This is a genomic window from Nocardia sp. NPDC003999 (assembly GCF_053604885.1).
On the sequence record NZ_JBSGIB010000009.1, the window covers coordinates 247,815 to 261,178 of the forward strand.

Annotated in this window: 13 protein-coding genes; 4 read left to right on the top strand and 9 right to left on the bottom strand. The window is 70.7% G+C overall.

The features are described from left to right. Positions 1 to 341: 341 nt before the first annotated feature. Genes ACWESM_RS20145 through sucB form a run of 3 tightly spaced genes read right to left on the bottom strand, consistent with a single transcriptional unit; the run spans position 342 to position 3,596 of the window. Positions 342 to 878 carry a GNAT family N-acetyltransferase gene (locus ACWESM_RS20145; RefSeq protein ID WP_355072888.1) on the bottom strand — a complete coding sequence of 179 codons (537 nt, stop codon included), beginning with the start codon at positions 876 to 878 and terminating at the stop codon, positions 342 to 344. Next, positions 875 to 1,783, bottom strand: coding sequence for a TIGR01777 family oxidoreductase (locus ACWESM_RS20150; RefSeq protein ID WP_355072890.1), 909 nt, complete (start codon positions 1,781 to 1,783; stop codon positions 875 to 877). The genes ACWESM_RS20145 and ACWESM_RS20150 overlap by 4 nt, the downstream gene beginning before the upstream one ends. A gap of 19 nt (positions 1,784 to 1,802) precedes the next feature. Then, positions 1,803 to 3,596, bottom strand: a complete 1,794-nt coding sequence (gene sucB, locus ACWESM_RS20155; protein WP_364427879.1) for a 2-oxoglutarate dehydrogenase, E2 component, dihydrolipoamide succinyltransferase — start codon at positions 3,594 to 3,596, stop codon at positions 1,803 to 1,805. A gap of 260 nt (positions 3,597 to 3,856) precedes the next feature. Between sucB and ACWESM_RS20160 the strand changes: the two genes are divergently transcribed. Next, positions 3,857 to 4,219, top strand: coding sequence for an oxidoreductase (locus ACWESM_RS20160; RefSeq protein WP_412806193.1), 363 nt, complete (start codon positions 3,857 to 3,859; stop codon positions 4,217 to 4,219). Between the two features lie 203 nt (positions 4,220 to 4,422). Here the strand turns inward: ACWESM_RS20160 and ACWESM_RS20165 are convergent, their stop codons facing one another. Both ACWESM_RS20165 and ACWESM_RS20170 read right to left on the bottom strand, forming a co-directional pair. Further along, complete coding sequence (locus tag ACWESM_RS20165) at positions 4,423 to 5,934, bottom strand: leucyl aminopeptidase (RefSeq protein WP_364427882.1); 1,512 nt, start codon at positions 5,932 to 5,934, stop codon at positions 4,423 to 4,425. A gap of 9 nt (positions 5,935 to 5,943) precedes the next feature. Then, positions 5,944 to 6,747, bottom strand: coding sequence for a TetR/AcrR family transcriptional regulator (locus ACWESM_RS20170; RefSeq protein WP_364427885.1), 804 nt, complete (start codon positions 6,745 to 6,747; stop codon positions 5,944 to 5,946). A gap of 109 nt (positions 6,748 to 6,856) precedes the next feature. Between ACWESM_RS20170 and ACWESM_RS20175 the strand changes: the two genes are divergently transcribed. From ACWESM_RS20175 to ACWESM_RS20185, 3 genes are all read left to right on the top strand, one after another. After that, positions 6,857 to 7,510, top strand: coding sequence for a GNAT family N-acetyltransferase (locus tag ACWESM_RS20175; protein ID WP_364427888.1), 654 nt, complete (start codon positions 6,857 to 6,859; stop codon positions 7,508 to 7,510). Continuing rightward, positions 7,507 to 8,607 carry a glycine cleavage system aminomethyltransferase GcvT gene (gene gcvT, locus ACWESM_RS20180; RefSeq protein ID WP_397281612.1) on the top strand — a complete coding sequence of 367 codons (1,101 nt, stop codon included), beginning with the start codon at positions 7,507 to 7,509 and terminating at the stop codon, positions 8,605 to 8,607. The genes ACWESM_RS20175 and gcvT overlap by 4 nt, the downstream gene beginning before the upstream one ends. A 106-nt stretch (positions 8,608 to 8,713) precedes the next feature. Continuing rightward, a complete protein-coding gene (locus ACWESM_RS20185) occupies positions 8,714 to 9,811 on the top strand; it encodes a branched-chain amino acid aminotransferase (protein ID WP_355072901.1) in 1,098 nt (365 codons plus the stop codon). 1 nt (position 9,812) lies between these two features. Here ACWESM_RS20185 and ACWESM_RS20190 read toward each other — a convergent pair whose 3' ends face one another. The 4 genes from ACWESM_RS20190 to cobU all read right to left on the bottom strand — a co-directional run bounded on the left by ACWESM_RS20190 (position 9,813) and on the right by cobU (position 13,337). Continuing rightward, the gene (locus ACWESM_RS20190; RefSeq protein ID WP_355072903.1) at positions 9,813 to 10,526 is read right to left on the bottom strand and encodes an MBL fold metallo-hydrolase; all 714 of its coding nucleotides are present in this window, start codon (positions 10,524 to 10,526) and stop codon (positions 9,813 to 9,815) included. Positions 10,527 to 10,623: 97 nt separating this feature from the next. Next, entirely contained in the window at positions 10,624 to 11,379 is a 756-nt protein-coding gene (locus ACWESM_RS20195) for an adenosylcobinamide-GDP ribazoletransferase (protein ID WP_397281614.1), read from the bottom strand. Between the two features lie 166 nt (positions 11,380 to 11,545). After that, on the bottom strand, positions 11,546 to 12,625 hold the full coding sequence (gene cobT / locus ACWESM_RS20200) for a nicotinate-nucleotide--dimethylbenzimidazole phosphoribosyltransferase (RefSeq protein ID WP_452493055.1): 1,080 nt from the start codon (positions 12,623 to 12,625) through the stop codon (positions 11,546 to 11,548). Positions 12,626 to 12,779: 154 nt separating this feature from the next. Continuing rightward, the gene (cobU, locus tag ACWESM_RS20205) at positions 12,780 to 13,337 is read right to left on the bottom strand and encodes a bifunctional adenosylcobinamide kinase/adenosylcobinamide-phosphate guanylyltransferase (protein ID WP_452493057.1); all 558 of its coding nucleotides are present in this window, start codon (positions 13,335 to 13,337) and stop codon (positions 12,780 to 12,782) included. Positions 13,338 to 13,364 lie beyond the last annotated feature (27 nt).

Consider the following 13,364-nt stretch of genomic DNA (forward strand, 5'->3'; position numbering starts at 1 on the left):
CACGGGGACGGCCGGTTCCAGCACCTGGATGTGGGAACCCCCACAGTCGTGGCGGGGTTGCCAGGTGGAGAGCTGGAGGGTTGCCCTTACGCTGACCGGAGAAGGTTCCCGGTCCTTGTTCGGCCTGATCTCAGACAGGCGATCTCGCATCCTGGAGGCTGTCGCCAGGTCCATGCGATGGGGTCTCGCGGGCAGGTGCCGAGACCGCAGTATCTGACGGACACGCTCGCAGCGACGCCGAGGCTCGACTACGGCCCGGCTGCCTGCGTAGACGAGCGCATTGCCGCGCGAACAACTGGTACTCCGCGCGAGATTCGGCAGGTGAGGTGCGAAGATGCGGGTCAGTCGACCTCGACCGGCAAGGTCAGCTGCATGAGGGTCAGATCCATCCAGCGGCCGAATTTGTGGCCCACCTCGGGTAGCACGCCGACGGTGCGGAAGCCGAAGCGTTCGTGCAGCACGATCGAACCGGTGTTGGAGGATTCGATGGCGGCGATCATGGCGTGCACGGCGCCCGCGCGGCGCGCACGGTCGATCAACTCGGTGAGCAGGGCGGTGGCGATGCCGCGACGCTGGAAGCGTTCGTCGACGTACACGGAGTTCTCGACCGTGTAGCGGTATCCCGATTTGGCTCGCCAAGGCCCGTAGCTCGCGTAACCGGCCAGCTCCCCGCCGATCTCGGCGACCAGCACGGGCAGGCTCGCGCCGGTGCGGGCCTGGAACCAGCCGAGCCGTTCGTCCAAGCCGACGCGCTCGGTGTCCCAGATCGCGGTGGACGTGGCGATATTCGCGTTGTGGATGTCGAGGATCGCCGGAAGATCGTCGGTGGTGGCGTCGCGGATGACGGTGGCGGGCCTGGTGTCGAGTCGGTCGGTCATCGAACATCTCCGGGTCGTCCCACCGCGGCCGCGAGCGCGGCGCCGATGGTGGGATGGTGGAACTGGTAGCCCGCTTCCTCGAGCGCGGTGGGAATGGCCCTCGGGCCGTGCAGGATCGCCTCCCGCGCCATCTCGCCGACCAGCGCGTGCAGCGCGAATGCCGGGATGACGAGCGGAGTCGGGCGATGCAGCGCCCGGCCCAGCGCGCGGCTGAACTCGGCGTTGGTGACCGGTGCGGGACCGACCACGTTGATCGGACCGGACATCGTGTCATGGGTGAGCGCGAAGACGATCGCGCCGATCTCGTCGGCCATCGAGATCCACGGCGTGTACTGGCGACCGTTGCCCAGCCGCCCGCCCAAGCCGACCGCGTACAGCGGATGCAGCATGCCGAGCAGGCCACCGGCCCGGGACAGCACCACGGCGCTGCGCAACAGCACGGTGCGCACCCCGGCCGCCGTGGCGGGTTCGGTCGCCTTCTCCCAGTCACGGCACAGCGCGGCCAGGAATCCGGAACCGGCGGGCGATGACTCGTCCACCACCCGATCGCCGGTCGCGCCGCCGTAGTAGTGCACGCCGCTGGCGTTGAGCAGCACGGGGACACCCGCGTCGGCCACCGCCCCGGCCAGCACGTCGGTGGGCGTGATCCGGCTGTCCCGCAGCTCTTGTTTGAAACTGCCGTTCCAGCGGCGCCGTCCCACGCCCGCGCCGCACAGGTTGACCACGGCGTCGGCGCCGCGAAGCGCCCGCTCGTCCAGGTGGGCGCGGGCCGGGTTCCAGGCGAATTCGTCCGGACCCGCGGTTTTCCTGCGCACCAGCCTGGCGACCTCGTGCCCGTCGCGGCGCAGAGCCGCGACGAGCGCCGTCCCGATCAACCCGGACGAGCCGGCGATCACGACCTTCATACGTGCCGCGGGACCTTCCTCACAGGCCGAGATCGGCCTCGAACGCCGCTTCCTCGAGCCGGTGACGGATCGTGGTCAGGAAGCGCCCGGCGTCGGCGCCGTCGATCAGGCGGTGGTCGTAGGTGAGCGGCAGGTAGCACATCGAGCGGACGCCGATGGACTCGTTGCCGGTCTCGTCGGTCACGACGACCGGACGCTTGACGATCGCGCCCGTGCCCAGCATGGCCGCCTGCGGCGGAACCAGGATCGGGGTGTCGAACAGCGCGCCCTGGCTGCCGATGTTGGTGATGGTGAAGGTGCCGCCGGCCAGCTCGTCGGGCTTGAGTCCGCCGTTGCGGGCCCGGTTGGCGATGTCGGCGATGGCCCGCGCCAGCCCGGCCAGCGACAGGTCGCTGGCGTTGTGGATCACCGGGGACAGCAGGCCCTGCTCGGTGTCGACGGCGATGCCGAGGTGCACCGAGGCGTGGTAGGTGATCTCCTTGCTGGACTCGTCGTAGCTGGCGTTGACGTTCGGGTGCACGCCCAGCGCCTCGACCACGGCCTTGGCGAAGAAGGGCAGGAACGTCAGGTTGACGCCTTCGCGCTCCTTGAACGCCGCCTTGGCCTGATTGCGCAGCGCCGCGATCTTGGTGACGTCGGCCTCGTGCACCTGGGTCAGCTGCGCGGTGGTCTGCAGCGACTCGCGGGTCTTGGTCGCGGTGATCTGGCGGATGCGGTTGGCCTTCTGCACCGTGCCGACCAGGTGGGCCAGCTGGGAACGGGCGGCGGCGGGCGCGGCGGGCGCCTGTGCGGCGGGCGCGGCCGCGGCGGGAGCAGCCGCCGGAGCAGGAGCCTTCTTGGCCTCGGCGGCGGCGAGCACATCCTGCTTGCGAATGCGGCCCCCGACACCGGAACCGGTGATCGCGGCGAGGTCGACGTTGTGCTCGTCGGCCAGCTTGCGGACCAGCGGAGTGACGTACGGGGTTGCGCCGTTGGAGGATTCGGCGGCCGCCGCGGCGGCGGGCGCGGGAGCCGGTTCGGGCTTGGGAGCCGGAGCCGGAGCCGGAGCCTGGGCGGGCGCGGGAGCCGGGGCGGCGGCGACCGGGGCCGGTTCGGGCTTCGGGGCCGGTTCGGGCTTCGGAGCAGGTGCCGGAGCAGGTGCCGGGGCGGGCGCGGGAGCCGGGGCGGCGGCCGCCGGTGCTCCGCTGCCGATGACGCCGAGCTGCCCACCGACGGCCACGATGTCGTCTTCCTGGGCGGAGATCTCCAGCAGGGTGCCCGCGACGGGCGAGGGGATCTCGGTGTCGACCTTGTCGGTGGAGACCTCGAGCAACGGCTCGTCGACGGCGACCTCGTCACCGACCGCCTTCAGCCAGCGGGTGACGGTGCCCTCGGTGACCGATTCGCCGAGTTCCGGCATCTTCACCGGCGTGCCGTCACCCGACGACGCGGGAGCGGCCTGGGCGGCGGGCGCGGGCTGCTCGGCGGGAGCGGGCTGGGGCTCGGCGGCAGGCGCTTCCTCCGAAGGGACCGGGGTCTCCTGCGCGGGCGCTGCGGCTTCGGGAGCGGGCGCGGGAGCGGAAGAAGCCGCCTCACCGGGCTCGCTGATCACGCCGAGCTCGCCGCCGACCTCGACCACGTCGTCTTCGTTCGCGACGATCTTCGACAGCACACCCGCCGCGGGGGACGGGATTTCGGTGTCGACCTTGTCGGTGGAGACTTCGAGCAGCGGCTCGTCGACCTCGACCGTGTCTCCTTCCTGCTTCAGCCACCTGGTCACCGTTCCCTCGGTGACGCTCTCACCAAGAGCGGGCATCTGGACGGAGAAGGCCATGTCCGTTGACTCCTCTGACTGCTCGACGGGGTTCTACAACAGTTGATCTCACTGCGGACGCCCGGCGCGGGTCGCGACGGGAGTCCGGAAGCCACCGATCATTGTGCGTGGCACCGGAGATCCGTGTGGTTCTTGTACCGCGGTCCATCCTTGCACTCGCGCGCAAGCGATGTAGCACAGGGCGGCGTACTGCGCGGAGCTGGCAGTATGGGAAGACCGGCGGTGAACATTCTCCGGTGCAGGAAAGGAGGTCGGCGTCGTTGGGTTTGCTGGATCGTTTCCGCGGCGGCGCCGCCTGGGGTGGCGGCACTTCACGTGGGGGTTCGGTGTCCGGGCCGGACGCTCGTTATCTGGCCGATTGGGTGCGCACGCACGTGGGCGTCGAGGGCTACATCGAACCGAAGACCACGGTGACAGATGTCACAGTCGTCCTTATTGCCGCGGATGGTGAATGGACACGCCGGATCGTCGGCGAGCGCGGGGCGCAACGGCTTGCCAAGGATTTGCACATCCCCGTCTACGACGTCCGCAAGACCGGGTATCCGCAACGCATGCGCGACTACGACGCGCGTAAGCGGGTGGAGCGGCAGCGCGAGATGGAGCGGGATCTGTACGACCTCTGAGCCGTCGGATTGTCCGTTGCGCCCGATTCCCGCCGGACCCGTGGGGGTGCCGGGGAGCCGTCTCGCTTGCCGTCAGTGACGCGAGCCGGCCGCGCCGGAATGTCGGTCCGGAGTCCGGCCAGGAGCATGGAACACGTGATGCGGTCGGGCGGGGTGGCCTGTGCGCGTCGTCCGGGAGTCGTCCCGGACGACGCGCGTCGCGCTCACTCCCCGGCGATGTCCTGGAGCACGGCGATCAGCGTGCGAACGGGGACGCCGGTGCCGCCCTTGCCGATGTAGCCGAACGGACCGCCGGTGTTATAGGCCGGGCCCGCCACGTCGAGGTGGGCCCACTGCACGTTCTCCGGGACGAACTCCTTGAGGAACAGCCCGGCCGAGAGCATGCCGCCCCAGCGGTGCGGCGCGACATTGGCCAGGTCGGCGATCTTGGAGTTCAGGTCGCCGCGCAGTTCGGCGGGAAGCGGCATGGCCCAGCCGTTCTCCCCGACCTCGCGGGAGATGCGGGCGACCCGGTCGCGGAAGTCGTCGGTGCCCATCACGCCGGGCGTGCGGGTGCCGAGCGCGACCATCTGCGCCCCGGTCAGGGTGGCCACGTCGATCAGGTACTCCGGGTCGTCCTCGCTCGCGCGCACGATCGCGTCGGCGAGGATCAACCGGCCCTCGGCGTCGGTGTTGAGCACCTCGACGGTGATGCCGCCGTACTGGGTGAGCACGTCGCCGGGGCGCTGCGCGGTGGCCGACGGCATGTTCTCCGCCATCGGCACGGTCGCGGTGACGGTGATGGGCAGGCTCAGCCGCGCGGCCAGCAGCGTCGTGGCGATCACGGCGGCGGCGCCCGCCATGTCGGAGGTCATGTTCTCCATGTTCTGCGCGGGCTTGATGGAGATGCCGCCGGTGTCGAAGGTGATGCCCTTGCCGACCAGGGCGACCTTCTTCGGGCCGCCCGCGTAGGTGATCCGGATCAGGCGCGGCGGGCGCGAGGAACCCTTGCCCACGCCGAGCACGCCGCCGTAACCGCCCGCTTCCAGCGCTTTCTCATCGAGCACCTCCACGGTGAGGCCCGCGGCCTCGGCGAGTTCCTGAGCACGCGACGCGAACTCGGCCGGGAACAGGTGGCTGGGCGGGGTGTTCACGAAATCCCGTGCGGTGGCGACGGCCTCGGCGGTGACCTGCGCACGGAACAAGGCTTCTTCGCCGAATCCCGGCTCGGGCACGAGCAACTCGACGCGGGCCACCGGCCGCTCGTCCGGCTTGGGCGCCGACTTGTCCGAGCGGAACGGCGTGAACGAGTAGGCGCCCAGGTAGAAGCCCTCGGCGGCGGCGCCGATATCCAGCCCGGACAGCGTGGTCACCACCAGTTCGGTGCCGGACAGCGAGCGGGCGGCCACACCCGCCGAACGGCGGATCTGCTCGGCGTCGAGCTTCTCGGCGGAGCCGAGGCCGACGGCCAGGACGCTGCTCACGCCGTCCAGCCCGACCGGCGCCGGGATGCGGGTCAGCTCCTCGGCTTTGCCCTTGGCGCCCACCACGCCGAGCTGATCGAGCAGTTCCGTGCGCACGTCGGCGGTGAGCACGTCGCCGAACAGGTCCTCGGGCACGATGGCGGGACCGTCCTCCGAGGAGGTCAACCCGATGACGAGCACATCGGTGTCCGCGCCGATGGTCTCGGTGCGTGCCAGTTCCGGTCCGAGCGAGCGATCTGCAACAGCGGTCATTGGCACAGGCTATTCGCTTCGTTCCGGATGGCGCACCGCGACGCCGTCGAGCAGGAGTTCCACCGAGGTCGCGAGCAGGTCGTCGAAGTCCATCTCGAAGGTGGAGTCGAGGCCGGTGAAGTAACGGTGCAGGACGGGACGCAGCGCCGGGTCGAGCAGTTCGGCGAGTTCGCGTGGCGCGGCCGTCTCGGCGGCGTCGCGCGGATCGCCGAGGCGGTCGGCGCGCTCGGAACTCCACAACAGCGCGAGCCCTTGGACCAGGCCCGACAGTGCGAGGTAGATCGCGAATCCGGTCTGCCGGGTCAGGCCGGGATGGTCGAGGGCGGCGAAGTTGCGCTCCAGGACGTCCAGCAGCGCCGGGCCCAGCGGCGGACGGACGCGCGCCAGCAGCGGCAGCATCCACGGATGCCTGCGGTAGAGGCGCCACTCCTCGCGCGCTTCGTGCCGTAGCCGGGGACGCCAGCCGCCGCACTCCGTCCCGGGCGGCGGGATCTCGTCGAGCGCCAGCTCCGCCATGCTCGCCAGGAGCGCTTCGCGGTCGGGGAAGTGGCGGTAGAGGGTGGCGGTCGCGACGCCGAGCGCGCCGGCCAGGCGGCGCATGGTGAGACCGTCGAGCCCGTCGCGGTCGGCCAGCTCCACCGCCGCGCGTGCGATGCCGACGGTGGTGAGCCGCGCCGGACGGGTGGGGCGGCGCACCGGAATCGCCGCGCGGCGGGCGCGATAGGCGCGGGCCTGGCAGGAGCGCGAGCAGTACTTGCGCCGTCGGCCCCGGCTGGGCTGGGCGAGGTCGCCGTGGCAGATAGCGCAGGTCATCCGGATTCCGTTTCGACACACGAACAGGTGTGACGAAATGGTAGTGATACGGCTTCGACCTGCCTAGATTCATGCGTGAATACGGTGTTCGCAGGGAAAGGGGAGGCGGATGGAGATCACCGCTCGCCAGGCGGGTGTCCAGGACCGTGACGCGCTGATCGAGGCGTTCGGCATCGCCAGCGCGGACGAGGTGGTGACCGCGTGGGTGCTCGAAGGACAGCCCGACACGGGTTTCCGTACCGCGTTCGTGCCCGGTCTGGTCGATCGAGCGTTGCGCGACGACGAGATCTGGGTCGCGGGCGCGGGCGAGGAGATCTGGTCGATGTCGATCTGGCAGCACGTCACCTCGGTCGAACGATTCGCCGACGAAGCCGCCGAGGCGCGGACCATGCTCGAGCAGGCTCCCGATCTGCGCGTGGCGCAGCGGCTGGTGATCGTCACCGACCTGCTCGCCCGCGAACACCCCCGGGAGTTCCCGCATCGGTACCTGCAGGTGATCGTCACGGTGCCGGAGCATCGCGGAAAGGGGGCCGGTGCGGCGATTCTCGCCGATCGGTTGAAGGCGGCATCCCAAGCGGACGTCCCGGCGTTCCTGGAAGCCAGCACCGAACGATCCGCCCGGCTCTACAGCCGCTGCGGATTCGCGCCGACCGGAACGACGCACACTTTGCCGCAGAACGGCCCGACGCTCATCCCGATGTGGTTCCGGCCTCAGTGCGTGCGAGCGTCGGACGCCCTGGTCCCGGATAAGCTCGGCTGGTGACCGAGACGAACCTGCTGCAAGGACCCATCCACGCCGTGCACGTCGAGCTGGGGGCGACCTTCGCGCCGTTCGGCGGCTGGGAGATGCCGGTGTCCTATGCGGGCACGGTGACCGAGCACCAGGCGGTTCGCACGACGGTGGGGCTGTTCGACGTCAGCCATCTCGGCAAGGCGACGGTGCGCGGCCAGGGCGCCGCGGCGTTCGTGAACTCGGCCCTGACCAACGATCTCGGCCGGATCCGGGCGGGCAAGGCGCAGTACACACTGTGCTGCGCCCCGGACGGCGGAGTGATCGACGACCTGATCGCCTACTACGTCGGCGACGAGGAGATCTTCCTGGTGCCGAACGCCGCCAACACCGCGGCGGTCGTCGCGGAACTGAGCAAGGTCGCGCCCGAGGGCGTCACGGTGACCGACGAGCATCGCGACTACGCCGTGTTCGCCGTGCAGGGCCCGCGCTCCGGCGAGGTGCTGAGCGCGCTCGGGCTGCCCACCGACCTCGAGTACATGGCCTACGCCGACGCCGAGTGGGACGGCCGTCCCGTCCGGGTCTGCCGCACCGGATACACCGGCGAGCACGGCTACGAATTGCTGCCGCGCTGGGCCGACGCCGAATCGCTGTTCCGCGCCTTGGTCGAGCGGGTGCGCGCCGCCGCGGGCCAGGTGGCCGGGCTCGGGGCCCGCGACACCCTGCGTACGGAGATGGGCTATCCGCTGCACGGGCACGAACTCTCCCTGGACATCTCCCCGGTGCAGGCGCGCTGCGGGTGGGCGGTCGGCTGGCAGAAGCCGGAGTTCTGGGGGAAGGCCGCTCTGGAACAGGAGAAGTCGGCCGGTCCGCGTCGAATCCTGCTGGGGCTGAAAGCACTCGACCGGGGTGTGCTCCGGCAAGGGCAGACCGTGCTGCGTGATGGCGAGCCCGTCGGCGAAACCACTTCCGGCACCTTCTCGCCCACCCTCAAGGTCGGCATCGCGCTGGCATTGCTCGACACCGCGGCGGACATCCAACCCGGCGCCGAGGTCGAGGTCGACGTGCGCGGCCGCCGCGTGCGCTGCGAAATCGTGCGCCCGCCGTTCGTGCGGACCAGCACCAAGTGACCCGTCCTTCTCCCGGACGCATGGGCGATCGGCTGCGGGCGGCGCTGCGCTGAGGGGTGTGGACCAAGGCGAAATGGCCGGAATCGGGCCGGATAGGATCGTCGCCATGACCGCTGCCGCACAGTTCACCCGTATTCCGCACCCCGCGCCGCTTCCGGCGCAGCGGCGACAGGAGGTACTGGCGGAGCCGGGGTTCGGGCGGTACTTCACCGATCACATGGTCTCGATCGATTACGTCGGTGGCACGTGGACGAACGCGCGGGTGGAGCCGTACGGGCCGCTGGCGCTGGACCCCGCCACCATGGTGTTCCACTACGGCCAGGCCATCTTCGAGGGACTCAAGGCCTACCGGCACGGTGACGGCAGCGTCTCCTGCTTCCGCATCGACGCCAACGCCGCGCGTTTCCGCCGGTCGTCTCGCCGGATGGCGATGGCCGAGCTGCCCGACGAGCTGTTCATCGAGTCGGTGCGCCAACTGCTCGAGGTGGACCGCGAGTGGGTGCCCGCGGCGGGCGGCGAGGAATCGCTGTACCTGCGGCCGTTCATGTTCGCGACCGAGGCCGGACTCGGCGTGAAGCCCGCCGCGGCGTACAAGTACCTGCTGCTCGGTTCCCCGGCGGGGGCGTACTTCCCGCGTGGCGTCAAGCCGGTGCGGGTCTGGCTGTCCACCGAATACGTGCGCGCCGCGCCGGGCGGCACCGGCGAGGCGAAGGTCGCCGGCAACTACGCGGCTTCGCTGCTGGCCCAGGCCGAGGCGTCGGCCAAGGGCTGCGACCAGGTGGTGTGGCTGGACGCGTGTGAGCGCCGCTACGTCGAGGAGATGGGTACCAACAACCTGTTCTTCGTCTTCGGTTCCGGCTCCGACGCGCGCCTGGTCACCCCGGAACTGTCCGGCTCGCTGTTGCCCGGCATCACCCGCGACTCGCTGCTCACCCTCGCCGCCGATTCCGGCTTCCCGGTCGAGGAGCGCAAGATCTCGGTCGAGGAATGGCGCAAGGGCGCCGAATCCGGTGAGATCACAGAGGTTTTCGCGTGCGGCACCGCCGCGGTGATCACGCCGGTCGGCTGGGTTCGCTCCGGTGAGGGCGAATTCACCATCGGCGGTGGCGAGCCCGGCGCGGTCACCATGGCCCTGCGCGACACCCTCACCGGCATCCAGCGCGGCACCTTCGCCGACAAGCACGGGTGGATGCGGCGGATGTGACTCAGCCCGGCATCAGCATGTGCCACTGCTCCAGCGTCTGCGGACGCATGACGTAGTTTTTGTCCCGGACAGTGGACAGAGCGGCGCTGGGTTCCTGCGAGTACCAGTGGCCCGGATAGACGACCGGGTCGCCGGCGAGTCCGGCCAGGTAGCGCAGGCTGCGGAACATTTCGTCCGAATCGCCGCCGGGGAAATCGGTGCGGCCACAGCCGTCGACGAACAGGGTGTCGCCCGCGATGAGGCGGTTGTCGAACAGGAAGCACTGACTGCCCGGCGTGTGGCCGGGCGTGTGTAGTAACTCGATGTCGAAAGCTCCGACGGTGACCTTGTCGCCGTGCTCGTGGCCGGTGAACTCGCTCTCGGCGATCCCGGTGACGTTGGCCACCCACGGCAGTTCTTTGGCGTTGACATGCACTGGGACGCTTGTCTTTTCGAGCAGCTCGCGCACACCGCGCAGGGTGAAGCCGAGCATCGTGCCGCCCACGTGATCGGGGTGGTGGTGGGTGGCGAGCACCCCGCTCAGCCGCAGGCCGTCGCCCTCGGCGATGTCCACCAGATCACCCGCGGCGTAGGCCGGATCGATCACCACGCAGTCGCCCGTTTCCCGATCGCCGATCAGATACGCGAAGTTGCGCATCTGCGTCGCGATCGGATCGCCCACGGCGTAGTCGCGTCCCGACAACAGCTGGCGAAAGTACAGGCGCTCAGAAGACATACCGCCCACCTTATTGCCCGACCCAGACGATCCGCGCGCCACCGCCGGAAAAATTCCAGTGACCCAGACTCTCGCCCCCAAGGCCCGCCGGAGACGGTCAGCCGGGCTGGATCGTGAGGGACAGCACGGCCGCGGTGAGGGCCACCGTGGTCTCGATCGCGGCGCCGAGGACGTCACCGGAGAGCCCGCCGAAACGGCGCGCGCAGTGCCGGACCAGAACCGTCGACGCGGCCAGTCCGAGCGTCACGGCCAGCGGGCCGAGCCACGGGCGGCCCGGCACGGCGAACACGGCGAGACCCGCCGTGGTCACCGGCCACATGACCGCGGCGGCGGCCGATTGCGTGCCTGCCACCAGAACACCGAACCCGGTGCCCGGCGCGGCCGGGACGCCCCGGCAAGCGAGGATCACCGCGACACGGCCGGTCACCACGGCGAGAGCGGCGGCGAACCACCGGCCCGAATCGGCCAAGGACGCGAACGAGAACGCCTGTATGCCGATGACGAACGCCAGCCCGGCGACGCCGAATGGTCCGGCCCCGCCGCTTTTCATGATCTGCCTTGCCCGCTCCGGCGGCCCATAGCTGCCGAGCCCGTCCAAGGTGTCGGCCAGGCCGTCGAGATGCATACCCCTGGTGATCAACGCCAGCGCGCCGACCACCAGCAGCCCGGCCAGCGCGGCGCTCGCCCCGGCCTCGGTCAGCGCCCAGAGCAGGCCCGCCGCCCCGGCCCCGAGCAGGGCGCCGACCAGCGGCGCCAGCAGGATCGCCCGCCCCGCCGCCGCGCGGTCCACGGCATCCGGCCCGCGCACCGGGAGCACCGTGAGCCAGGAGATCGCCAGCCGAACCCCGTTCACGCCGGTCCTCCGCGGACGGGCGGCGCTTCCCTGGGGGCCGGGTGCCGCGGGCGGACTGCCGACGCCTGCGGATCACCGCTCGAAGCCCTGAACTGTCCCGCAGGAACCAGGTCACGGCAGACGCGCCGAGTCGGAGGCAGGCGGCGGCCTCGCGGCAGGGCGGACTTCACTTGCGCAGGTTCGGCGAGGCGCTCGCCGGTTCGGCGTCGGACGTGCTGACGCCCGCTTCGGCGAAGGTGGACATCTCCGCGAGCGCGGCCACCGCCGAGCGGAGGATCGGAAGGGCGGTCAGGGCGCCGGAGCCTTCGCCGAGGCGCATGGTCAGGTCGAGCAGCGGATCCAGGCGCAGGTGCCGCAGCGCGAGTTCGTGTGCCGGTTCGGTGGAGCGGTGACCGGCCAGCCACCAGGCGCTCGCGCCCGCGGCGAGATCCTCGGCGACCATCGCCGCGGCCGTGACGACGACGCCGTCCAGGACGACGGGCGTACGACGGGTGGCGGCCTGGGCGAGGAACGCCGCCATCGCGGCGAAGTCGGCGCCCGCGGCCACGCGGAGAAGTTCGACCGGGTCCTTCACCACCGGGCGGGCACGGCGCATCGCGTCGCGGATCGCGGCGACCTTGCGGATCCATCCGGCGTCGTCGACGCCGGTGCCGCGGCCGACCGCCGCGACCGGCTCGGTATCGGTCAGGCTCGCGACGAGCACGGTGGCCGGAGTGGTGTTGCCGATGCCCATGTCACCCGCGATCAGCAGGTCGGCGCCCGCGTCGATCTCCTCGTCGGCGATGGCACGGCCTGCTTCGATCGCCGCTCGGACCTCTTCGGCGGTGAGCGCGTCCTCGCGATCGATCGCCCCGCTGGAGCGGCGCACCTTGTGCTCGGACACCCGCGGATCGGTGTCGGCGTCGACGGAGATGTCCGCCACCCGAACCGTCGCGCCCGCCACCGCCGCCAGCGCGTTCACCGCGGCGCCGCCACCCAGGAAGTTCGCGACCATCTGCGCGGTGACCTCACTCGGATACGCCGACACCCCGTGCCGCGCGACGCCGTGATCCCCGGCGAAGACCACGACCCTGGCGCGCTCGAACTGCTTCGGCGGGCACGTGCCCTGGCAGGCCGCCACCCAATTGCCGAGTTGCTCCAATCGGCCCAGTGCGCCAGCGGGTTTGGTCAGCTGCGCCTGCCGTTGCTCGGCCGCCGCACGAAACTGTGTGTCCGGAGGCGCTACCGGTCCGAATCCGTGCGTCACTATCGAGCCTTTCGGTCATGGCGGTTCCGCCGACTACGCCGCCCAATCTTGCCATTGCCCCTTCGCGCCGTGGGTTCGTGACCTGATCTCCGGCGGTGGGCGGTGCGACCGATCAGCGCGGTTCACCGCCGGTCGTCGCTCGTAGTCGCGCGGGCTACTTGAGACGGAGGGGAAGGCCCGCTACGACCAAGAAGGCCTCGTCGCAGACCTGGGCCAAGCGCTGGTTGAGGGTGCCGATCTCGTCGCGGAAGAGGCGGCCCGAACGCGTGGCCGGGATGACGCCCATGCCTACCTCCGGGCTGACGATCACGAGATCACCGGTGTAGGCGGCGACGGCCGCGACCAGTGCGTCGGTGTCGGGGGAGACCGTGCCGCGCGGAGCCTCCCAAGCCTCGCGCGCGTCGATGCGGGCCGTCAGCCAGGTGCCGATGTCGTCGATCAGGGTCACGTCGGGCGGCGTGGGCATGAACGCGGTGAGAATCGCTGTCGGGTCCGCGCTTTCGATGGTCGACCAGCCCGCCGGGCGTCGGCCGCGATGTTTGGCGATGCGCTCGGCGAAATCATGGTCGGCGGGATCGGGCACGGCGGTCGCGAGATAGCGCACCGGGCCGCCGGCCCGGAGCGCGAGATCCTCCGCGAACGCCGACTTCCCGGACCGCGCGCCACCCAGGACGAGGATGCTGCGCGCCGCGGGCGAGGGACTTTCCGACACGAGTGCACGGTATCAATCGAACGGCGG